Here is a 21,698-nt window from a genome sequence, read left to right on the forward strand (position 1 = left end):
GTTTAAATTTGTAATTTTGCTATTACATTTAATATATATTTATGTTTACTACTGGTAGAATTATTTTTGCTTCATTTTTTATTATTTGCTTTGTTGCTTTAATGATTTACAGCTATAAAAAAGATGCAAATAATAATCAAAAGCATTATCAAAATGCCGCTTTATATGTTGCTATTGGTATTTTAACCGTTATTGGTTTGTTGTTTTTGTCTAAATTTTTATTGAAAGGTTAATTACATTCATTATACCTAAAGCAATTAGTGGTGTGATCATTAACCATTCCTGTTGCTTGCATATGTGCATAAACAACTGTAGATCCCACAAATTTAAACCCTCTCTTTTTTAAATCTTTAGAAATTTTATCTGATAAGGGCGTAGTTGCTGGGACATCTTCTCTATTAACAAAATTATTCTGAATAGGTTTACCATCCACAAAAGCCCAGATATATTTTGAAAAAGAACCAAACTCTTCTTGAACTTTTATAAATGCCTGTGCATTTGATATGGTAGCTTTAATTTTCAGTTTATTTCTAATTATTCCAGCATCTTGAAGTAATGTTTCAAATTTATCTTCAGTATAATTAGCTATTTTTTGATAGTTAAAATTATCAAACGCTTTTCTAAAATTTTCTCTCTTTTTTAAAATAGTAATCCAGCTTAAACCCGCTTGAAAAGTTTCTAAAATTAAAAATTCAAAAAGCGTATCATCGTCATAAACAGGAACTCCCCATTCGTTATCATGATATTCTACATATAATGGATCTTTTGTAACCCAAAAACATCGGTTTTTCATACCTCTTAATTTTGAGTTAAAGTTATAGTTTATACGTTAAAAAACAAGTTCGAAAAAAAATTAAATCAACTATTTTGTATGAAAAGGGTTACATTTACGTCTCACTAAAACAAATAAATTATTTTAGTTTTAATATCATGAAAAAAATAATATTTCTATTTCTTGCCTTGATTTCATTTTCTGGCTTTTCACAAATTTTTGAGCCTATAAAATGGAAAACTGGTGTGCAGAAAATTTCAGATACCGAATATTACTTAATTACCACTGCTACTATTGATGATGGTTGGCACTTATATTCTCAAGATGTGCCTAAAGGCGGGCCTCGACCTTCTGTTTTTTCATACAAATCCAATGAAAACTACGAATTAATTGGTGAAACTATTGAAGAAGAGGGAATCACAGAAGAAGATCAAACCTTTAAAATGGTTATAAAATATTTTGCTAAAAAGACAACTTTCAAGCAAAAAATTAAACTATTATCAGAAAAAACAAAAATAGACGCTGATGTAGAGTTTATGGTTTGTAATAACGTACGTTGCTTACCTCCAAAAGTAGAAACATTAACCTTTATAGCTCCAGCTGGTGCAAAATTTAATACCGATTCAGCCAAAGAAACTGTAAATGCAGTTTCTAACCAAGAAGCTAATATGCTTTTATATGGTATTAATGATGGCGATATTAAACAACCTGTAGTAGATTTATCTTCTGATGAGAATACTGCTGCCGCAAATACATCTGTAGAAAAAAAGAACGAAGGAAGTAATCTTTGGAGTATTTTTGGACTTGGTTTTATTGGTGGATTATTAGCATTGTTAACCCCTTGTGTTTTCCCTATGATTCCTCTTACCGTTAGTTTTTTTACTAAAAAAGACGAAAGTAAAGGATCTGGAGTTTCTAAAGCTTTATTATACGGGTTTTTCATCCTTGCCGTGTATTTATTACTAAGTATCCCTTTTCATTTATTAGATTCTATTAACCCAGACATTCTAAATGAAATATCAACCAATATTTGGTTAAATATTATATTCTTTGTCGTTTTTGTATTTTTTGCTGGATCGTTCTTCGGTTTTTATGAATTAACACTACCTAGTAGCTGGACAAACAAAACCACACAAGGAGAAAGCGCTGGTGGCCTTTTAGGTGTGTTTTTTATGGCCTTAACACTAGCTATTGTATCATTTTCATGTACCGGACCAATTTTAGGATCCTTACTAGCAGGTTCTTTATCTTCTGATGGTGGCGCTTGGCAGTTAACATCAGGCATGGCTGGGTTTGGTTTTGCTTTAGGCTTACCTTTTACCCTATTTGCAATGTTTCCTAATATGTTAAAATCGTTACCAAAATCTGGTGGATGGATGAATACTGTAAAAGTAGTTTTAGGCTTCTTAGAATTAGCTTTAGCATTCAAATTTTTATCAAATGCCGATTTAGTAGCACATTGGAACCTATTAAAAATTGAGCCTTTCTTAATTTTATGGATCGTAATTTTTGGTGGTTTAACATTGTATTTATTTGGAATTATTAAATTCCCGCATGATTCACCTCTTCAAAAAATAGGAATTCCAAGAATAGCAATTGGTGTAATAGTAGCTGCTTTTACTATTTATTTAGCTTCTGGATTTAGAATTAAAGAAGAAACTAAAACCTTCACACCTTTATCTTTATTAAGTGGGTTAGCGCCTCCTGTTGGTTATAGTTTTTTATACCCTAACGATTGCCCAAATAACTTAACTTGTTTTAAAGATTTAAAAGAAGGGATGGCATATGCTAAAAAAGTTAACAAGCCAATAATGTTAGATTTTACGGGTTACGCATGTGTAAATTGTAGAAAAATGGAAGAACATGTTTGGCCTGTAAAAGAAGTAGACGATGTTTTAAGAAATGATTATGTATTAATTTCTTTATATGTAGATGATAAAAAAGAACTACCAAAAGAAGAACAAATTGTAGTAAATAGAATTAACGGTGGAACCAGACAATTAGTTAACTACGGACATAAATGGTCTCACTTTCAAACTATATTCTTTAAAACGAATACACAACCATATTATGTTCTATTAAACTCAGATGGATCACAAATGCTTAACCAACCTGTTGGTTATACCCCCGATGAAAGCTTATATTTAGATTGGCTTAATGACGGTAAAGAAAAAGCAGAAGATTCTTTAGATAATCTTTTTAACACCTCAGATTTAATAAACTAAATAAATTAAGAAACGCCAAAGTGCGTTTCTTTTTTTTATCTTTATAAGTAAGAATCCTTACTTTATGAAAATCAAATATTTTCTTTTTTCAATTTCTCTAATAGTGTTTTTAGTAACCTGTAATTCTACTCAAAAACTCAATAATAACAATAATGAAGAGCCTGTTGTAATTGCAAATGATAGTTTAGAATACGAAATTATTATTATAGATCCAGGATTTAATCTTTACTTAAATTCTGTTGCAAGACCAAAAGGCTTTTACTCACAAAACTATCTCGAAAATAAAAACCAATTCTTTGTTGCTGCATGGAATTATAGAGCAAATAATCCTCTTCAATTCAATCCTTCTATTTATGAAAACGTAATAGAATATGATAACAATGTAGATTACGGCTATGATGTAAACTATAAATTATTCAACTACTTTTTATTTGCTCAACAAAAATATCGAATGCAGTTACGTTAAGCTTTTTAATTTGTTAAAAACGTATATTTGCTTTTAAAAATTAACCATTAACCATGAACTTTTTACGCAATTTAATAGCGGCTATCTTAGGATTTTTTATCGCTATATTTTTATTATTCTTTTTGTTTGCAGGTGTTGCAGCTATGGCTGGATCTGATGATCCTGTTGTTGTTGAAGCAAACTCTATTTTAGAATTAGACTTATCATCACCAATTAAAGATTACGCACCCAAAGATGAAAACCCAATAGCACAAGCTTTAGAGCTTGATAACGAAAAACTATCTTTAGACAAAATAATTAATGCTATAGAAAACGCTAAAACAGATACTAATATTAAAGGAATTAGTATTAACACAGGATTAGTAGGTGCAGGAATGGCGCAAACACAAGCTATTAGAAATAAACTAGAAGAATTTAAAGAAACTGGTAAATTCATATATGCATACAATGATATTTATACACAAAAAAATTACTACCTAAGTTCAGTTGCTGATAGTATTTTTTTAAATCCTGTTGGAGCTATCGAATTTAATGGACTTTCATCTGAAATTTTATATTATAAAGATTTTGAAGATAAATATGGTATTAAAATGGAAGTTGTAAGACACGGAAAATACAAAAGTGCGGTGGAGCCATATTTAACAAATACCATGAGTACTGAAAACAGAGAACAAATCACTTCTTTTTTAAAATCTATTTGGTCAGAAGTACTAGAAGATATTAGCAAAAGCAGAAAAGTTTCTGTAGAAAATTTAAACACATTAGCTGATAACTCAGAAGGAAGAAACGCTACTACAGCAAAAAATGCTAAATTAATAGACGAAGCTATTTATGTTGATGAATACGAAGCTAAATTAGAAAATGCAGCAGCTATTAAACCTAACATGATTACCCTTGAAGATTATATTAAATCTGGAAAAGGTAGAATATCATCTACAGCAAAAAATAAAATTGCCGTAATTTATGCTCAAGGAGAAATTATTTACGGGAAAGGTGATGAAAACTTTATTGGACAAGGAATTATAAATAAAGCTATTAAAAAAGCTCGTAAAGATAAAAATGTAAAAGCAATTGTATTACGCGTAAATTCTCCTGGAGGAAGTGCTTTAGCTTCTGAGTTAATATGGAGAGAGCTTGAACTAACCAAAACAGAAAAACCAATTGTAGTTTCTATGGGTAACGTTGCTGCTTCTGGTGGGTACTACATTGCCAGTAACGCTAACAAAATTGTTGCAGAACCAACTACCATTACAGGTTCTATTGGTGTTTTTGGAGCCATTCCAAACGTTCATAGCTTTGCAAATAATATTGGTATAAATGCAGAACAAGTATCTACTAATAACAGTGCCAACTACAGTCTTTTTGAACCTATGAACCAAAAGTTTTATGATTTAACAAAAGAAGGTGTTGAAGATATTTATGAAACTTTTGTAAATCGAGTTGCTGATGGAAGAAAAATGTCTTTTGAAGATGTAAATGAAATCGCGCAAGGTAGAGTTTGGACAGGTAAAGAAGCTTTAGAAAATGGTTTAGTTGACAAACTAGGAAGTTTAAATGATGCTGTTGAATTAGCTGCTGAGTTAGCTGCTATAGAAAATTATAGAGTTCGTAGTTATCCAAGCTATAAAAAAGACTTTAAAGATGCCTTAAACTCTTTCCCTTTTATTAGGTCACAAAAGGAAACTATATTAAAAGAAGCTTTAGGAGCAGAAAATTATAGATTATTTAATACTGTTAACAATTTAAAAAACAACAAAGGTATTCAAGCAAAAATGCCATTTGTAATAGATATTAAGTAAATAAAAAAAACGCTCAACTTAAGTTGAGCGTTTTTTTTATTTATAATGAAAAGGCTTCTTTTACCTTATCTACATAATCTAATTTCTCCCAAGTAAACAATTCAACATCTATAGTTTTAGATTCTCCATTTGGTTGCACAAATGTTTTTTGAATTACTTCATTAGTTCTTCCCATATGCCCGTAAGCGGCAGTTTCACTATACATTGGTGTACGTAACTTTAAACGTGTTTCAATAGCGTGAGGACGCATATCAAATATCTCGGCAACTCTTGCTGCAATTTCACCATCTGTTAAATTAACTTTAGAAGTACCGTAAGTATCTACAAAAATACCCATTGGCTCTACTACTCCAATCGCATAAGACACCTGAACTAAAACCTCATCGGCAACTCCTGCTGCCACTAAATTTTTAGCAATATGACGTGTTGCATAAGCAGCACTTCTATCTACCTTACTTGGATCTTTACCAGAAAAGGCTCCACCTCCATGGGCTCCTTTTCCTCCGTAGGTATCAACAATAATTTTTCTTCCTGTTAAGCCAGTATCTCCATGAGGTCCGCCAATTACAAACTTACCAGTTGGGTTAATGTGATATTTAATATCATCATTAAATAAAGCTTGAATATCAGCTGATAATTGTGCTTTTACACGCGGAATTAAAATTTCTTGTAAATCTTTTCTAATTTTAGCTAACATTTCTTCATCCGCACCAAAATCATCATGCTGTGTAGAAATTACAATAGCCTCGATCCTTTGTGGTACATTATCATCAGAATACTCTATAGTTACCTGACTCTTTGCATCTGGGCGTAAATATGTAATTTCTTTACCTTCTCTACGAAGTGCAGCTAATTCTTTTAAAATTAAGTGTGATAAATCTAACGCCAACGGCATAAAATTTTTGGTTTCATTAGTTGCATAACCAAACATCATCCCTTGATCTCCTGCTCCTTGTTCTTCTTTACTAGCTCTATCTACACCTCTGTTAATATCGTCTGATTGTTCATGAATAGCAGAAAAAACTCCACATGAATTTCCATCAAACATATACTCACTTTTTGTATATCCAATTTTATTTATAACATCTCTAGCAATCTTTTGAACATCTAAATAAGCTTTAGATTTTACTTCTCCTGCTAATACTACTTGACCAGTAGTTACTAAAGTTTCACAAGCAACTTTGGCATCTTCATCAAAAGCTAAAAAGTTATCTATTAAAGCATCACTAATTTGATCTGCAACCTTATCTGGATGTCCTTCTGATACACTCTCAGATGTAAAAAAATATGACATGTTTATTTATTTTTAATTAGTAAATAAAGAGGTGATTATAAAATGATTGCAATAGCATGAAGCAATAAAGAAACTGCTTTAGCATTTTTTACTGAGGTTGCAATCAGACTCAAATCTTTCCTCTATTTCAGCATGCAAATTTATAACTTATGATTTGTTTATGGTAAAAAAAATGCGTTAAAGTTTGGATTTTAATTTTTTATAACTGAATATTTGCACAGAAGAAGTTCAAACACTTATCGATTTAATGTTATCAAGAAAGGTGGAGGGAATAGACCCTATGATACCTTAGCAACCCTTTGACTACTCAAAGAAGGTGCTACATTCTACCCTAAAAATTTTGGGATAGATAACAAAAAGAAGTTTTTTCGTATTTCTTACGGAATATAAATTTCTATAAATTCTTAATAACATTTTTCTATAAGCATCATCGTAAAAGATGTGTTTTGACTTTTGGTTTAATTATTAATTATTTCAAAAAGAAGAAAAATGAGTACGCAAAAATTTGAAACTTTAGCATTACATGCAGGACACGATGTTCAACAAACCTTAGGAACAAGAGCAGTTCCAATTTATCAATCTAGCTCTTATGTTTTCAACAACTCAGATCATGCAGCAAATCTATTCTCATTAAAAGAATTAGGGTTTATTTACACCCGTCTAAACAATCCAACAAACCAGATATTGCAAGATCGTTTAGCTGCTTTAGAAGGTGGTGTTGGAGCTGTAGTATTTGCTTCAGGAACTGCTGCAATTTCAACAGGATTATTAACGTTATTAAAGGCCGGAGATCATATTGTCGCATCTAGTAGCTTGTATGGAGGAACGTATAACTTGTTAAAAGTTACCTTACCAAGATTAGGAATTACAACCACATTTGTAGATGCATCAAATCCAGAGAACTTTAAGGAAGCTGTTCAGGAAAATACGAGAGCTTTCTTTGTGGAATCGTTAGGAAATCCAAAACTTGATGTATTAGATTTAGAAGGAATTGCTGAGGTTTCTAAAGCAGCAAAAGTTCCGTTTATTGTTGATAATACTGTGGCAACACCATCATTATTAAATCCATTAAAACACGGAGCGAATATTGTAATTCATTCACTTACAAAATATATTGGCGGACAAGGAAACTCTTTAGGAGGAGTAATTATCGACGGTGGAAATTTTGATTGGGATAATGGAAAGTTTCCTGAGTTTACAGAACCATCGGCAGGATATCACGGATTAAAATATTACGAAACGCTTGGGCAGTTATCATTCACTTTTAAATTAATTCTAGAAGGATTAAGAGATTTCGGAGGAGCGTTAAGTCCAACAAATGCATTCCAAATTATACAAGGTTTAGAAACGCTAGGTGTTCGAATCAAGCAACATAGTGAAAATGCGTTAGCTTTAGCAAAATGGTTAGAGCAGCAAGAAGAGGTTACTTGGGTAAATTATCCTGGATTAGAAAGTAGTCCTTATAAAAAATTAGCTGATAAATATTTACCGAAAGGTCAAAGTGGAATTGTAACCTTTGGTGTAAAAGGAGGATACGAAAGCGCCAAAACAGTTGCAGATAATACGGAGTTATTCTCATTACTAGCCAATATTGGAGATACAAAATCTTTAATTATTCATCCAGCGAGTACAACACATCAGCAATTAACAGATGAAGAACAAGAAGCTTCTGGAGTTACTAAAGATTTAATTCGATTATCAGTTGGTATTGAAAATCTTGAAGATTTAAAACAAGATTTACAAGAAGCATTTGCCAAAATTCCAAAATCAGTTTTAGCGTAGAACGGTGAAAAACAATTTATCTCATATAAATATTCTTAGTTATGTTACTGAGAGTGGTACTCAGTTCTCTGATATACGATTAAGTTATCAATTATTTGGAAGAGAATTGGGTACTGCACCAGTAATTCTAGTAAATCATGCGCTAACAGGAAATAGCAATGTTGCTGGAGATTCTGGATGGTGGAAAGATATTATTGGAGTTGATAAAGTTATTGATATCAATTCATATTCAATTCTTTGTTTTAATATTCCAGGAAATGGTTATGACGATTTTTTAATCGACGATTATAAAAGTTTTGTTGCTAGAGATATTGCAAAAATTTTCCTTTTAGGATTGAAAGAACTAGGAGTTGAGCAATTGTTCGCTTTAGTTGGAGGATCACTTGGTGGAGGAATTGCTTGGGAAATGGCAGTTTTGCATCCAAATATTACCAAGCATTTAATTCCAATTGCGACAGATTGTAAATCTACAGATTGGTTAATTGCGAATTGTCAAATTCAAGAATTATTTCTAACAAATTCAAATAATCCAGTACATGATGCTAGAATGCATGCAATGTTGTGTTACAGAACTCCGGAGTCATTTAAACAACGATTTCATCGAAGTAAAAATGAGGAATCAACTTTATTTAATGTAGAAAGCTGGTTGTTACATCATGGGAAAAAATTACAAGAAAGATATCAGTTGGCTTCTTATAAATTGATGAATCAATTATTAAAAACAATAGATGTAACAGATGAACATAATGATGAAGAAGTTTTGAAATATATCAACGCAGAAATTCACATCATAGGAGTAGATTCTGATTTGTTTTTTACGGCAGAAGAGAACAGAGAAACATTCAAAGAGTTAGCACAAAACAATACTAATGTAACGTATAATGAGATTAATTCGGTACATGGACATGATGCGTTTTTAATTGAATATGATCAATTAGAAAACATATTTGCACCAATATTTAACGAGAACGAAAAGACTAAAAAAAATGAAGGTTTTAAAGTTTGGAGGGAAATCATTATCAAATGAAGGAATATCAAAAGTCATAGATATTATTGAAAGTAAAATTGATAATGGTGATAGAATTACAGTAGTTGTTTCTGCTAGAGGAAATGCTACTAATGAATTAGAATCAATATTACAAAAAGCTTCTTCAAGTGAAGTATATCAAGAACAATTAGAGGCGTTTAAATTAAGCCAAAGGCAAATCACACCACTATTGGATTTCAATCCAGAGTTTAATAAACTAGAGAAGTTGTTAGAAGGAGTAAGCTTGTTGGAGGATTTTAGTACAAAAGTAAAAGATGAAGTATTAGCTCAAGGTGAATTAATTGCCATAAAAACGGTAACTGAGTTATTACAACAAAGAGGCATAAATGCTAATGCTACTGACGCTCGCTTATTGCTAAAAACAGATGAGAGTTTTGGAAATGCACAACCTATAGAAGGAGTTTCTAAAGAAAACATTGTCAACTATTATAAAAAACATAATGGTACAACCGTAAACGTAGTTTCTGGATTTATTGGTTCTAACTTGAAGAATGAAACAACAACTTTAGGTCGAAATGGAAGTAATTATACAGCATCATTATTGGCAAATTATTTAGATGCAGATGAATTACAAAACTATACACATGTAGATGGAATATTTACAGCGAATCCTGATTTGGTTTCAGATGCTAAGAAAATTGAAGAATTATCATTTTCTGAAGCGAATGAATTAGCAAATTTTGGTGCGAATATTTTACATGCAAAAACCATTATACCATTAATTGAGAAGAATATCAATTTAAGAATCTTAAACACATTCAATCAAAAAGATGAAGGTACTTTAATAACGGCAAAGTCTTCAGCAAAAGGAATCAAATCAATTTCTGTTTTAGATAATGTAGCCTTATTAAATTTTGAAGGAAGAGGTTTGTTAGGAAAAGTTGGTGTGGATGCAAGAATATTTAAATCTTTAGGAAGTCATGATATTAGTGTGAGTATTATTTCTCAAGGATCTTCTGAAAGAGGAATTGGATTGGTAGTTGACAAAGAAAAAGCGGAATTAGCTGTTAAAGCATTGAAGCACGAGTTCGAGTATGACTTGAAAACCAAAGATGTAAATCATATTAGTATTGTGAACGATGTAGCAGTAATTTCAATAATCGGTCAAGATTTAAGTGAGTTTCATTTACCATACAATGCGCTTATTCAAAACCAAATCGTTCCGTTATTATTCAACAATACCATTACTGGTAAAAATGTAAGTTTAGTTGTAAAGAAAGAAGAACTTCATAAAGCTGTAAATGTAATACATGGACAAATTTTTGGGGTAGCTAAGAAAATAAATATTGCTGTTTTTGGTAAAGGTTTAGTGGGAGGAACTTTAATTGAACAGATCATAAAAAGTACGCCTGCAATTTTAGATAGAAGAAAAATTCAACTGAATATTTTCGCCGTTGCAAATTCTAAAAAGGTATTGCTTTCTCAACACGGAATAGATGAAAATTGGCAAGCGAAATTAAATGAAAGTTCGATTGAAAGCTCTGTAGATGAAGTTATTGATTTTGCAAAAGCTCATCATTTAGAAAATCTAATTGCTGTTGATAATACTGCGAATCAAGATTTTATTGAAAATTATATTCCATTAGTTGAAAATGGGTTCGATTTAGTTTCATCGAACAAAATAGCCAATACCGTTTCTCATTCTTTTTATAAAAAACTAAGACAAGTTTTAGAGAATAATAAGAAAACATATCTCTATGAAACTAATGTTGGAGCTGGATTACCTTTAATCGATACGATTAAATTATTACATGATTCTGGAGAAAATATTACCCGAATTAGAGGTGTGTTCTCTGGTTCTTTAAGTTTTATTTTCAATAAATATTCAGAAGAAAATGTTCCGTTTGCAACTGTACTTAAAGAAGCAATAGAGAATGGATATACAGAGCCGGATCCTAGAGAAGATTTATGTGGCAATGATGTAGCCAGGAAACTTTTGATTTTAGCGAGAGAACTCGATTTGGAAAACGAATTTGAAGACATCCATATAGAGAATTTAATTCCAGAAGAGTTCAGAGATTCTAGTGCAGCTGAGTTTATTGATAATTGTGATAAACTAAACGATCATTTCAATAAAATTAAAGATGGTCAGGAGGAGAATCATGTATTACGATATATAGGAGATTTACATGGAGATCTTCAACAAACTAAAGGAAATTTAGATGTAAAATTAGTTTCTGTCCCAGAAAATACTCCTTTAGGAAGTTTAAAAGGTTCAGATGCCATATTTGAAATATACACAGAATCTTATGGAAATCAGCCTATAGTTATTCAAGGAGCAGGCGCTGGAGCGGAAGTTACAGCAAGAGGTGTTTTCGGAGATATTTTAAGATTAACCAAAAAATAACAAAATGAATATTGAATTATCCAATTATAACAAACATTTAGTTTTTGAAGCTAAAAACCAAACTGGTTATTCATTGCTAGTAGGACAAACCGTGGATCATACTCAGGTAAATGCGATTCGTCCAATGGAATTGATGTTAGTGAGTTTAGCAAGTTGCAGTAGTATTGATGTGGTAAAGATTTTAAACAAACAAAAGGTTTTTGATTTTGAGTATGATGTTTCAATAGATGCTTCTCGAGAAGAAAATCAAATTCCATCAATATTTAAAGAAATTACAATTACCTACAGTTTCGATGGTGAAATAAGTAGTAATAAAGTGAAAAAAGCAACTAACCTAGCATTAGAAAAGTATTGTTCAGTTGCAAAAATTATAGAGCAAACTGCTAAAATTAATTACAAGGTAGTTTTAAATAAAGAGGAAATATGAGCCAGAATTTCGAAACACAAGCAGTAAGAATTCAAACAGAAAGATCTCAGTTTTCTGAGCATTCAACGCCATTATATTTAACATCGAGTTTTATTTTTGAGGATGCTGAAGATATGAGAGCTTCGTTTGCGGAAGAAAAACAGCGTAATCTCTATAGCCGATTTTCAAATCCAAATACGACTGAGTTTGTAGATAAAATTGTTGCTATGGAAGGCGCAGAGGCTGGTTATGCTTTCGCAACAGGAATGTCTGCTGTGTTTTCAACTTTTGCGGCGTTGTTAAATTCAGGAGATCATATTGTTTCTTCTCGTTCTGTATTTGGATCTACTCATAGTTTATTTACAAAGTATTTACCAAAATGGAATATTGAAACAAGTTATTTCAAGGTTAACGAAGTAGACAAAGTTAAATCATTAATTCAACCGAATACTAAAATATTATATGCAGAATCACCAACAAATCCTGCTGTTGATGTTTTAGATTTAGAGTTATTATCAATTATTGCAAAAAAGCACAATTTGTTATTGGTTGTCGATAATTGTTTTGCTACGCCATACCTACAGAATCCTATTAAGTTCGGTGCTGATTTAGTAATTCATTCAGCAACTAAGTTAATAGATGGTCAAGGTCGTGTTTTAGGCGGAGTTACAGTTGGAAAGGCTGATTTGGTTAGAGAAATCTATTTGTTTTCTAGAAATACTGGACCTGCAATGTCACCATTTAATGCTTGGGTACTTTCTAAAAGTTTAGAAACTTTAGCAGTTAGAGCAGATAAACATTGTGAAAATGCATTAAAAGTTGCCCAGTTTTTAGAGAGTCATCCAGAAGTGAATTTTGTGAAATACCCGTTTTTGAAATCTCATCCACAATATGAAGTTGCGAAAAAACAAATGCGTTTGGGCGGTAATATTGTGGCATTCGAAATTAAAGGAGGATTGGTAGCTGGAAAAAGATTTTTAAATAATATAAAACTTTGTTCTTTATCTGCCAATTTAGGTGATAGTAGAACTATTGTTACACACCCCTCCTCTACCACTCACAGTAAATTAAGTGAAGCTGAATTATTAGAGGTTGGAATTACATCTGGTTTAGTAAGGTGCTCGATAGGTTTAGAATGTATAGATGATATAGTTGAAGATTTAAAACAAGCTTTGAATAATTAATTAAAACAAGAAAGTATATATTTGTAATATGCTTTCTAAAAAGACAAAATATGGTATAAAAGCACTCACTTTTATTGCTAGGCAAGAAAAAGGAGTTAAAGTTCAGATAGCAACAATATCTGAAAGCGAAAATATTTCCCATAAATTTTTAGAAAGTATCTTACTTACCTTGAGGAAAGCAGGTATTTTAGGCGCAAAAAAAGGTAAAGGTGGTGGTTATTATCTTATACAAGACGCCTCAGAAGTAGAAATGACAAAGGTTATTAGAACACTTGAAGGTCCTATAGCAATGGTTCCATGTGTGAGTCTTAACTTTTATGAAAAATGTGCCGATTGTCCTGATGAGGACAAATGTTCTGTTCATAAATTAATGATTCAAGTTAGAGATAACACATTAAATGTTTTAAGAAATACTTCTCTTGCTGATTTAGTTTAGTACCTAAACAATAACTTCTATATTGTTAATTTTCAAATATTAATTTTGATTTTTAAAACATGTCGTTATATTTGCATTCTAATTACCCTACTAAACCGATAGGTTAAATATGATAAAATACCATGTTTTTAAAAAAATTAGATCCTAAAAACAACAAAAATCAAGAACAACCTTACAGAAGCGTTCTAAAATCAATTAGCTGGAGAATCATTGGTACCATAGATACAATGGTTATTACATGTATTATAACTGGTAAATTAAACCTTGCATTATCTATTGGCGCTATTGAATTAATAACTAAAATGATGTTGTATTTCTTCCACGAAAGAGTTTGGAACATCATAAAATGGGGAAAAACAAATGAATAAAACTAAATACAATAACAATCCACTAGAAAGTGAAGCAATATATATTCTTCGTGAAGTTGTAGCGCAGTTTGAAAAACCAGTATTGTTATTTTCAGGAGGAAAAGACAGTATCACGCTCGTTCGATTAGCACAAAAAGCATTTTATCCTGCAAAAATACCTTTTCCATTATTACATATAGATACAGGCCATAATTTCCCTGAAACAATTGAATTCAGGGATAGATTGGTCAAAGAACTAGGTGTGGAATTAATTGTACGAAATGTGCAAGACAATATAGATGCAGGTAAAGTAAAGGAAGAAACTGGAAAGTATTCAAGTAGAAATATTTTACAAACAGAAACTTTATTGGATGCTATTGAAGAATTCGGATTCGACGCTTGTATTGGAGGAGCAAGAAGAGATGAAGAAAAGGCAAGAGCGAAAGAACGAATTTTTTCTGTAAGAGATGATTTCGGACAATGGGATGAGAAAAATCAGCGTCCAGAATTATTCGATATGTTGAATGGAAGAATCGATTTAGGTCAAAATGTTCGTGTGTTTCCAATTTCCAATTGGACAGAACTAGATGTTTGGACATACATTCAGAAAGAAGCAATTGAAATTCCGTCTATTTATTTCGCCCATAAACGTGAAACATTTGTCCGTGATGGATTAATCTGGTCTGCAAATGATGAGGTGGTGTATAGAGAGGAAGACGAATTAATCGAAGAGCGTACTGTACGTTTTAGAACAGTTGGAGATATGAGTTGTACAGCAGCTGTTATATCAGATGCAAGTAACATTGATAAAGTTGTTGAAGAAATTAGAGCTTCGAGAATCTCGGAAAGAGGTGCAAGAATCGATGATAAACGATCGGAAGCGGCAATGGAAAAAAGAAAACAGCAAGGATATTTTTAAACAAAACAATATTTAAAGGAGCGAACAGACTGTAGGGGAAAATATTTTGGGGATTATGTATTAACGAACTTACAGTCTCAGCTCTCTAAACACTATATAAAATGAACGTACTTAAATTAGCAACAGCAGGTAGTGTAGATGATGGGAAAAGTACTTTGATTGGTAGAATTTTATACGATACAAATTCCTTAACAGAAGATAAATTAGAGGCAATAGAAGAAAAAAGTAGACAACGTGGATTTGACTATTTAGATTTTTCTTTAGCTACCGATGGTTTAGTAGCTGAGCGTGAACAGGGAATTACAATTGATGTAGCTCATATTTATTTTTCAACACCAAAAACTAGTTTTATTATAGCAGACACTCCTGGTCATATTGAGTATACAAGAAACATGGTGACTGGAGCTTCAAACTCACAAGCATCAATCATTTTAGTAGATGCAAGAAATGGAGTTGTTGAGCAAACATATCGTCATTTCTTTATTAATAATTTATTACAAGTTAAGGAGGTTGTTGTTGCTGTAAATAAAATGGATTTGGTTGATTATTCAGAAGAAAAGTTCAATCAAATAAAAGGAGAAATAGAATATTTAGCTGAAAAAAGCGACTATAAAAATCAGAAGATTACATTCATTCCTATTTCTGCATTACATGGTGATAATGTTGTAAACCCTTCATCGAATATTGATTGGTATACCGGTAAAAGTATTTTAGAATACTTAGAAAGTTTAAATCTTGAAGAAAATGAGAATGACGCTCAAGCTCGATTTCCTGTTCAATCTGTGATTAGACCAAAAACAGATGATTTTCATGATTATAGAGGATATGCAGGAAAATTATACGGTGGTAATTTAGCTGTTGGAGATAAAGTAACTGTATTACCATCAGCCATTGAATCTACCATAAAAAGCATCCATTTTTTTGACCAAGAATTCAATGAAGTAAAGAGTGGAAGTTCGTTTACATTAACTCTTGAGGACGATGTAAATGTAAGTAGAGGAGATATGATTGTAAAATCAGGAGAAGAACCTCAAATTACAAAGCAGTTAGAGGCAACTATTTGTTGGATGGATAAATCACCATTACAAACTTCAGATAAATATTACATCAAGCATGGTGTAAATGATGCTCAAGTAAAGATTACAAGTCTAGAAAATATAATTCATACTGATTTTTCGGGAAAGGATGAAAACCCTTCAAAACTATCCTTAAATGAAATAGGTAAAGTTCAACTAAAGTTAAGTAAGCCTTTACTTGTCGATAGTTATAAAGAGAATAAATCGAATGGAGCTTTTATTCTTATCAATCCAAAAACTAATAATACATCCGGAGTAGGTTTTATAAACTAAAGAAATCATGGCAATTATTATAACAGACGAATGCATCAATTGTGGGGCATGTGAGCCTGAATGCCCAAATACAGCGATTTACGAAGGAGCTGAGGACTGGAAATACAGTCAAGGGACATCCTTGGAAGGAGATATTGAGCTATTAAATGGAGTGAAGCTAAATGCTGATGACGAGCAAGAGCCAATTTCTGATGAATATTATTTCATAGTACCAGATAAATGTACAGAGTGTAAAGGATTTCATGAAGAACCGCAGTGCGCAGCTGTCTGTCCAGTTGATTGCTGTGTTCCAGATGAAAATCATGTTGAAACCGAGGAAGAATTATTAAACAAGCAACAGTTTTTGCATAAGTAAATAGGAAGTCATGCAAAGTTTTAGAAGCGAAATAGAAAACCCAATTGTAGAGAAAGATATCCTAGAGTTGGAAAGAAAAATCCGTCTTTTTAAAGAGGGACAAATAGACGAAGAACGATTCAGAAGTTTACGTTTGGCTCGTGGAGTTTATGGGCAAAGACAGTTAGGCGTACAAATGATTCGTATCAAGTTGCCGTATGGTAAAGTTACGAGTGAACAGTTACATCGAATTGCAAATGTTTCTGATGAATTTTCTAGAGGAAGATTACATATCACAACACGTCAAGATATTCAAATTCACCATGTAAGTTTAGATCGTACTCCAGAATTATGGGCACAGTTAGAAAAAGATGATATTACCTTACGTGAAGCATGTGGAAATGCAGTACGAAATGTTACAGCATCCGAAACAGCTGGGATTGATATAAATGAACCTTTCGATGTGACACCTTACGCGCATGCAACATTTCAATTTTTCTTGAGAAATCCTATTTGCCAAGAAATGGGAAGAAAATTTAAAATGTCTTTTTCTGGAACAGAAGCAGATACTGCTTTAAGCTTTATGCACGATTTAGGTTTTATCGCAAAAACGAAGAAGATTGGAGATACAGATGTTAAAGGTTTTAAAGTATTATTGGCAGGAGGTTTAGGTTCTCAACCAAGACATGCAGATGTTATGTATGAATTCTTAGAGACTGATTTGTTAATTCCAACTATTGAAGGTGTTTTACGAGTTTTTGATCGTTATGGTGAGCGTTCGAAAAGAGCAAAAGCAAGGTTAAAGTTCTTAGTTAAAGATTTAGGATTAGATGGGTTTTTAACCTTGGTTGAAAATGAGAAAAGAGCATTAGCATATCAAACATATCCAATTGACACTTCAGATTTTGAAACCGATATCATTTTTAAGTCAGAGGAAGTTCCATCTGTGATCATTGAAAACGAATCGGAGTATAATGCATGGAAAAAATCAAATGTAATACCTCAAAAACAAGAAGGATTATATGCGATTGGAATTAAGGTTCATTTAGGGGATTTTTATACGGATAAAGCTCGGCTTCTTGCGGATTTAATTAAGAATTATGCTGCAAATGAATTACGTTTTACACTGCGTCAAAATATTTTAATCCGTCATGTAAGAGAAGAGCTTCTACCATTCTTTTATTCAGAACTTAAAAAACTAGGATTTGCCGAAGCGGGTTATAATAGCTTGGTTGATATCACAGCATGTCCAGGAACGGATACATGTAATTTAGGAATTGCTAGTAGCACAGGAATTGCGGTTGAACTTGAAAGAGTGTTGAAAGCAGAATATCCTCAATATATCAATAATAAAGAAGTCACTATTAAAATTAGTGGTTGTATGAATGCTTGTGGTCAACACAACATGGCTCATATTGGTTTCCAAGGAATGTCAATTAAATCAGGACCATTAGTAGCTCCAGCATTACAAATTTTGTTAGGTGGAGGAGTTTTAGGAAATGGTCAAGGTCAATTTTCAGACAAAGTAATTAAAGTACCAAGTAAAAGAGGTCCAAAAGCTTTAAGAATATTGTTGAATGATTTTGAAGATAATAGCAATGAACATGAAGATTTCTTAGCGTACTATGATCGTCAAGGAAAAACGTATTTCTATGATATTCTAAAACATTTATCAGATACCACCAATTTAACGGAAGATGATTTTATCGATTGGGGACATGATAAGAATTATGTGAAAGCTATTGGAGTTGGTGAATGTGCTGGTGTAGTTATTGATTTGGTTGCCACTCTTTTATTTGAAAGTGAAGAGAAAATTGAAAACGCAAACGAAGCTATCAAAGATCAAAAATGGTCTGATAGTATTTATCATTCTTATGCGGCAATCGTAAATACAGCCAAAGCATTATTAACTGCTGAAGGAGCAAAAACCAACACGCATGCTGGAATTATCTCAAACTTTGATGAAGTATTTGTAAATACAAATAAAATCAATATTGATGGAACGTTTTCAGAATTTGTATATCAGATAAATACTAATGAACCTACCGAAGCTTTCGCTAAAAAATATGCAAAGCAAGCGACTGAATTTTATTCTAAAGTAGATGTTTACAGGAAAGAAGTAGTAGAAAGTTAAAAGTAGAAATAATGATTGCACAACCAAAACTAACAGTCGTAGGAGCTGGGCCAGGAGATCCTGATTTAATTACTTTAAAGGCAATTAATGTTTTAAAGGAAGCTGATGTTGTGATGTATGATGCCTTAGTGAATTCGGAGTTGTTGAGATATGTGAATCCAAGTGCAGAACAGATATTCGTTGGTAAAAGAAGAGGTTGCTATCGTTATCAACAAGAACAAATCAACGAGTTAATTGTTGAGCGTGGTTATTCGCATGGACATGTAGTTCGGTTAAAAGGTGGAGATCCTTTCACATTTGGACGTGGAGCAGAAGAAATGGAATACGCCGCGGAAAACGGAATGAATGTAGCGGTTGTGCCAGGTATTTCATCATCTTTAGCCGTTCCTGCTTATCAAAATATACCACTAACAAAAAGAGGAAGTTCAGAGAGTTTTTGGGTTATAACGGGAACTACAAAATTTCATAAATTATCTAGTGATGTTGCTTTGGCAGCAAAGTCAAACGCAACGGTTGTCATACTCATGGGAATGGGAAAACTGTCTCAAATAGTTGAACTTTTTCAAAAAGAAGGCAAGAATGAATTGCCTGTCGCAATTATTCAAAACGGAACAACCATAAGGGAAAAAGTAGGAATAGGAACAGTTGGAACTATTGAAAATGTAGTAACGGAGCAACAACTAAGCAATCCAGCAATAATTATTCTTGGAGAAGTTGTTAATCATCGTCATGAGTTAGTAAGAATACAAAATAGTATAAAGAGTGAATTCACAAAATCAGCTTAATATGAGTGAAGAAAGAAACAATTTATATCCTGTTTTTTTAAAAGTAAAAAATCTGGAAATTCTTATTGTGGGTGGTGGTTTTGTGGCAGAAGAAAAATTAACCTTCTTACTAAAGTCAAGTCCCGATGCAAAAGTAACAATGGTTTCTCCAATGTTTAGAGAAGGAACTTTAGAACTCGCTAAAAAAGGAGATGTAAAGTTTATTGAAGATGTTTATAAAACTTCCTATTTAGAAGGAAAACATATGGTGATTGCAACCACTGATAAACCAGCAGTAAATGTTCAGGTATATATGGATTGTAGAGAGCAACAGAAGTTGGTAAATGTGGCTGATAATCCTCCATATTGTGATTTTTACATGGGTGGAATCGTAACAAAAGGAAATGTGAAAATTGCGATTTCAACAAATGGGAAATCACCAACAACGGCAAAAAGATTACGTCAGTTTTTTGAAGAAGTAATTCCAGATAAAATTGACGATTTGGTTAAAAACCTAAATGATTACAGAAAAACAATAAAAGGAAACTTTGAACAAAAAGTAGAACAACTAAACGAGTTCACAAAGAGTTTAGTAGAAAAGCAAGAGTAATGATAGAGACAGATATACTGATTATTGGAGCAGGGCCAACAGGTTTATTTACAGTTTTTGAAGCAGGATTATTAAAATTGCGTTGTCATCTAATAGACGCATTACCACAACCAGGTGGACAATGTTCGGAGATTTATCCTAAAAAACCGATTTATGATATTCCGGCTTATCCAGAGATTTTAGCTGGAGATTTAACGGAAAAACTATTAGAGCAAGGAAAACAGTTTCAACCTGGATTTACCTTAGGAGAACGTGCTGAAACCATCGAAAAACAAGAGAATGGTAGTTTTATTGTCACTACAAATAAAGGAACAAAACACAAAGCTCCAGTTGTAGCAATAGCAGGAGGATTAGGAAGTTTTGAACCAAGAAAACCTCAAATTGAAAATTTAGCAAAATTCGAAGATAAAGGAGTTGAATATATGATTAAAGAGCCTGAACTGTATCGCGATAAAGATGTAGTAATTGCAGGAGGTGGAGATTCAGCTTTAGATTGGTCTATTTTTTTAGCAGATGTAGCAAAGTCAGTTACCTTAATTCATAGACGAAATGAATTTAGAGGAGCTTTAGATTCTGTAGAAAAAGTTCAAGAGCTTAAAAACTTAGGTAAGATTAATTTAATTACTCCAGCTGAGGTGAAAGGAATTCTTGGAGATGATCATGTAACAGGCGTTGTGGTTGAACAAAAAGATAAGGAACCATTTATTTTAGATACCGATCATTTTATTCCATTATTCGGTTTGGCACCAAAATTAGGTCCAATTGGAAATTGGGGATTAGAAATAGAGAAGAATGCTATTAAAGTTGATAACTCATTAGACTATCAAACAAATATTCCTGGAATTTATGCAATTGGTGATGTAAATACATATCCAGGTAAATTAAAGTTAATTTTATGTGGATTCCATGAAGCTACTTTAATGTGTCAAAGCGCATATAAAAGAATTTTCCCAGACAAAAAGTATGTGATGAAATACACAACTGTTGGAGGAGTTCAAGGTTTTGAAGGAACAAAAAAAGAAGCACCAAAAGCAGTGGTTAAAGCTATTGAGTAATGGAACAAGATGTTACTATAAAAATTAAAGACCGCGATGGTGTAATTCATGAGGTAGTTGCTCCGACAGATATGGCAATGAATCTAATGGAAGTTGTTCGTTCTTACGAATTAGCTCCAGAAGGAACTATTGGTATTTGTGGAGGAATGGCTATGTGTGCATCGTGTCAATGTTATGTGAACTCTAATCACGAGTTGCCAGAAATGACTGATGATGAAGATGCAATGCTAGCAGAAGCTTTTGATGTACAAGATAATAGTAGACTGGGTTGTCAAATTCAAATAACGCCAGCATTAGAAGGGTTAGAGGTTGAATTAGCGCCGGAGAGTTAATAATTTAGGACTACTATAAAATGATCATTATTCAGTATCTTTAGTTGCGACAACATAAAGGTTGTTAAGATAGTTCTAAGTAAGAAGAAGATTAC

The 21,698-nt window shown here is 32.3% G+C and carries 21 protein-coding genes and 1 riboswitch; of the genes, 19 read left to right on the forward strand and 2 right to left on the reverse strand.

Translation table 11 applies throughout. From position 1 onward, the window contains the following. The first annotated feature begins 41 nt into the window (after positions 1-41). Positions 42-233: a hypothetical protein gene (locus tag ACFQ1U_RS10740; protein WP_386108188.1), complete on the forward strand. Its 192-nt coding sequence runs from the start codon at positions 42-44 to the stop codon at positions 231-233. Here ACFQ1U_RS10740 and ACFQ1U_RS10745 read toward each other — a convergent pair. Continuing rightward, positions 230-793 carry a DNA-3-methyladenine glycosylase I gene (locus ACFQ1U_RS10745; protein WP_386108190.1) on the reverse strand — a complete coding sequence of 188 codons (564 nt, stop codon included), beginning with the start codon at positions 791-793 and terminating at the stop codon, positions 230-232. The genes ACFQ1U_RS10740 and ACFQ1U_RS10745 overlap by 4 nt on opposite strands. 137 nt (positions 794-930) lie before the next feature. On the opposite strand from ACFQ1U_RS10745, the gene ACFQ1U_RS10750 reads away from it, so the two are divergent. The 3 genes from ACFQ1U_RS10750 (at position 931) to sppA (ending at position 5,262) form a co-directional block, all read left to right on the forward strand. Next, complete coding sequence (locus tag ACFQ1U_RS10750; protein WP_386108192.1) at positions 931-2,997, forward strand: protein-disulfide reductase DsbD family protein; 2,067 nt, start codon at positions 931-933, stop codon at positions 2,995-2,997. Positions 2,998-3,061: 64 nt separating this feature from the next. Then, a complete protein-coding gene (locus ACFQ1U_RS10755) occupies positions 3,062-3,463 on the forward strand; it encodes a DUF6146 family protein (protein ID WP_386108194.1) in 402 nt (133 codons plus the stop codon). Positions 3,464-3,516: 53 nt separating this feature from the next. Next, positions 3,517-5,262: a signal peptide peptidase SppA gene (gene sppA, locus ACFQ1U_RS10760; protein WP_386108196.1), complete on the forward strand. Its 1,746-nt coding sequence runs from the start codon at positions 3,517-3,519 to the stop codon at positions 5,260-5,262. A 40-nt stretch (positions 5,263-5,302) separates the two neighbouring features. Here the strand turns inward: sppA and metK are convergent, their stop codons facing one another. After that, positions 5,303-6,556 (reverse strand): methionine adenosyltransferase, encoded by a 1,254-nt coding sequence (gene metK / locus ACFQ1U_RS10765; RefSeq protein ID WP_386108198.1) that lies wholly within the window; start codon positions 6,554-6,556, stop codon positions 5,303-5,305. 247 nt (positions 6,557-6,803) lie between these two features. Next, positions 6,804-6,912, forward strand: a riboswitch (SAM riboswitch). Positions 6,913-7,045: 133 nt separating this feature from the next. On the opposite strand from metK, the gene ACFQ1U_RS10770 reads away from it, so the two are divergent. The 15 genes from ACFQ1U_RS10770 (at position 7,046) to ACFQ1U_RS10840 (ending at position 21,603) form a co-directional block, all read left to right on the forward strand. After that, the gene (locus ACFQ1U_RS10770; RefSeq protein ID WP_386108200.1) at positions 7,046-8,338 is read left to right on the forward strand and encodes an O-acetylhomoserine aminocarboxypropyltransferase/cysteine synthase family protein; all 1,293 of its coding nucleotides are present in this window, start codon (positions 7,046-7,048) and stop codon (positions 8,336-8,338) included. A 4-nt stretch (positions 8,339-8,342) separates the two neighbouring features. Continuing rightward, positions 8,343-9,365 (forward strand): alpha/beta fold hydrolase, encoded by a 1,023-nt coding sequence (locus ACFQ1U_RS10775; RefSeq protein ID WP_386108202.1) that lies wholly within the window; start codon positions 8,343-8,345, stop codon positions 9,363-9,365. Then, positions 9,325-11,733 (forward strand): bifunctional aspartate kinase/homoserine dehydrogenase I, encoded by a 2,409-nt coding sequence (gene thrA, locus ACFQ1U_RS10780; RefSeq protein ID WP_386108204.1) that lies wholly within the window; start codon positions 9,325-9,327, stop codon positions 11,731-11,733. Before ACFQ1U_RS10775 ends, thrA begins: the two co-directional genes overlap by 41 nt. Positions 11,734-11,737: 4 nt before the next feature. Then, a complete protein-coding gene (locus tag ACFQ1U_RS10785; protein ID WP_386108206.1) occupies positions 11,738-12,160 on the forward strand; it encodes an OsmC family protein in 423 nt (140 codons plus the stop codon). Next, complete coding sequence (locus ACFQ1U_RS10790; protein ID WP_386108208.1) at positions 12,157-13,323, forward strand: trans-sulfuration enzyme family protein; 1,167 nt, start codon at positions 12,157-12,159, stop codon at positions 13,321-13,323. Before ACFQ1U_RS10785 ends, ACFQ1U_RS10790 begins: the two co-directional genes overlap by 4 nt. A gap of 28 nt (positions 13,324-13,351) precedes the next feature. Continuing rightward, positions 13,352-13,759 carry an RrF2 family transcriptional regulator gene (locus ACFQ1U_RS10795; RefSeq protein ID WP_386108210.1) on the forward strand — a complete coding sequence of 136 codons (408 nt, stop codon included), beginning with the start codon at positions 13,352-13,354 and terminating at the stop codon, positions 13,757-13,759. Between the two features lie 122 nt (positions 13,760-13,881). Then, positions 13,882-14,127 carry a DUF2061 domain-containing protein gene (locus ACFQ1U_RS10800; RefSeq protein WP_386108212.1) on the forward strand — a complete coding sequence of 82 codons (246 nt, stop codon included), beginning with the start codon at positions 13,882-13,884 and terminating at the stop codon, positions 14,125-14,127. After that, entirely contained in the window at positions 14,120-15,025 is a 906-nt protein-coding gene (gene cysD / locus ACFQ1U_RS10805; RefSeq protein WP_386108214.1) for a sulfate adenylyltransferase subunit CysD, read from the forward strand. The genes ACFQ1U_RS10800 and cysD overlap by 8 nt, the downstream gene beginning before the upstream one ends. Positions 15,026-15,126: 101 nt before the next feature. After that, complete coding sequence (locus ACFQ1U_RS10810; protein WP_386108216.1) at positions 15,127-16,374, forward strand: sulfate adenylyltransferase subunit 1; 1,248 nt, start codon at positions 15,127-15,129, stop codon at positions 16,372-16,374. 7 nt (positions 16,375-16,381) lie between these two features. After that, positions 16,382-16,729 carry a 4Fe-4S dicluster domain-containing protein gene (locus tag ACFQ1U_RS10815; protein ID WP_386108218.1) on the forward strand — a complete coding sequence of 116 codons (348 nt, stop codon included), beginning with the start codon at positions 16,382-16,384 and terminating at the stop codon, positions 16,727-16,729. A gap of 10 nt (positions 16,730-16,739) precedes the next feature. Continuing rightward, complete coding sequence (locus ACFQ1U_RS10820; protein WP_386108220.1) at positions 16,740-18,842, forward strand: HEPN domain-containing protein; 2,103 nt, start codon at positions 16,740-16,742, stop codon at positions 18,840-18,842. An 11-nt stretch (positions 18,843-18,853) separates the two neighbouring features. Continuing rightward, positions 18,854-19,627 carry a uroporphyrinogen-III C-methyltransferase gene (cobA, locus tag ACFQ1U_RS10825; protein ID WP_386108222.1) on the forward strand — a complete coding sequence of 258 codons (774 nt, stop codon included), beginning with the start codon at positions 18,854-18,856 and terminating at the stop codon, positions 19,625-19,627. A gap of 1 nt (position 19,628) precedes the next feature. Further along, positions 19,629-20,216 (forward strand): precorrin-2 dehydrogenase/sirohydrochlorin ferrochelatase family protein, encoded by a 588-nt coding sequence (locus tag ACFQ1U_RS10830; RefSeq protein WP_386108224.1) that lies wholly within the window; start codon positions 19,629-19,631, stop codon positions 20,214-20,216. Then, the gene (locus ACFQ1U_RS10835) at positions 20,216-21,271 is read left to right on the forward strand and encodes an NAD(P)/FAD-dependent oxidoreductase (RefSeq protein ID WP_386108226.1); all 1,056 of its coding nucleotides are present in this window, start codon (positions 20,216-20,218) and stop codon (positions 21,269-21,271) included. Before ACFQ1U_RS10830 ends, ACFQ1U_RS10835 begins: the two co-directional genes overlap by 1 nt. Then, complete coding sequence (locus ACFQ1U_RS10840) at positions 21,271-21,603, forward strand: ferredoxin (protein ID WP_386108228.1); 333 nt, start codon at positions 21,271-21,273, stop codon at positions 21,601-21,603. The genes ACFQ1U_RS10835 and ACFQ1U_RS10840 overlap by 1 nt, the downstream gene beginning before the upstream one ends. The last annotated feature ends 95 nt before the right edge of the window (positions 21,604-21,698 follow it).

It is taken from the genome of Tenacibaculum geojense, assembly GCF_042676005.1.
GTDB classification, from domain to species: domain Bacteria; phylum Bacteroidota; class Bacteroidia; order Flavobacteriales; family Flavobacteriaceae; genus Polaribacter; species Polaribacter geojense.

What these genes read in the sequence shown, in the direction of transcription:
- ACFQ1U_RS10740 (WP_386108188.1), top strand. Translation starts at nt 42, where the DNA reads ATGTTTACTACTGGTAGAATTATTTTTGCTTCATTTTTTATTATTTGC.
- thrA (WP_386108204.1), top strand. Translation starts at nt 9,325, where the DNA reads ATGAAGGTTTTAAAGTTTGGAGGGAAATCATTATCAAATGAAGGAATA.
- metK (WP_386108198.1), bottom strand. Translation starts at nt 6,556, where the DNA reads ATGTCATATTTTTTTACATCTGAGAGTGTATCAGAAGGACATCCAGAT.
- ACFQ1U_RS10795 (WP_386108210.1), top strand. Translation starts at nt 13,352, where the DNA reads ATGCTTTCTAAAAAGACAAAATATGGTATAAAAGCACTCACTTTTATT.
- ACFQ1U_RS10835 (WP_386108226.1), top strand. Translation starts at nt 20,216, where the DNA reads ATGATAGAGACAGATATACTGATTATTGGAGCAGGGCCAACAGGTTTA.
- ACFQ1U_RS10840 (WP_386108228.1), top strand. Translation starts at nt 21,271, where the DNA reads ATGGAACAAGATGTTACTATAAAAATTAAAGACCGCGATGGTGTAATT.
- ACFQ1U_RS10755 (WP_386108194.1), top strand. Translation starts at nt 3,062, where the DNA reads ATGAAAATCAAATATTTTCTTTTTTCAATTTCTCTAATAGTGTTTTTA.
- cysD (WP_386108214.1), top strand. Translation starts at nt 14,120, where the DNA reads ATGAATAAAACTAAATACAATAACAATCCACTAGAAAGTGAAGCAATA.
- ACFQ1U_RS10785 (WP_386108206.1), top strand. Translation starts at nt 11,738, where the DNA reads ATGAATATTGAATTATCCAATTATAACAAACATTTAGTTTTTGAAGCT.
- ACFQ1U_RS10750 (WP_386108192.1), top strand. Translation starts at nt 931, where the DNA reads ATGAAAAAAATAATATTTCTATTTCTTGCCTTGATTTCATTTTCTGGC.
- ACFQ1U_RS10800 (WP_386108212.1), top strand. Translation starts at nt 13,882, where the DNA reads ATGTTTTTAAAAAAATTAGATCCTAAAAACAACAAAAATCAAGAACAA.
- ACFQ1U_RS10810 (WP_386108216.1), top strand. Translation starts at nt 15,127, where the DNA reads ATGAACGTACTTAAATTAGCAACAGCAGGTAGTGTAGATGATGGGAAA.
- ACFQ1U_RS10790 (WP_386108208.1), top strand. Translation starts at nt 12,157, where the DNA reads ATGAGCCAGAATTTCGAAACACAAGCAGTAAGAATTCAAACAGAAAGA.
- cobA (WP_386108222.1), top strand. Translation starts at nt 18,854, where the DNA reads ATGATTGCACAACCAAAACTAACAGTCGTAGGAGCTGGGCCAGGAGAT.
- ACFQ1U_RS10820 (WP_386108220.1), top strand. Translation starts at nt 16,740, where the DNA reads ATGCAAAGTTTTAGAAGCGAAATAGAAAACCCAATTGTAGAGAAAGAT.
- ACFQ1U_RS10815 (WP_386108218.1), top strand. Translation starts at nt 16,382, where the DNA reads ATGGCAATTATTATAACAGACGAATGCATCAATTGTGGGGCATGTGAG.
- ACFQ1U_RS10770 (WP_386108200.1), top strand. Translation starts at nt 7,046, where the DNA reads ATGAGTACGCAAAAATTTGAAACTTTAGCATTACATGCAGGACACGAT.
- ACFQ1U_RS10745 (WP_386108190.1), bottom strand. Translation starts at nt 793, where the DNA reads ATGAAAAACCGATGTTTTTGGGTTACAAAAGATCCATTATATGTAGAA.
- sppA (WP_386108196.1), top strand. Translation starts at nt 3,517, where the DNA reads ATGAACTTTTTACGCAATTTAATAGCGGCTATCTTAGGATTTTTTATC.
- ACFQ1U_RS10830 (WP_386108224.1), top strand. Translation starts at nt 19,629, where the DNA reads ATGAGTGAAGAAAGAAACAATTTATATCCTGTTTTTTTAAAAGTAAAA.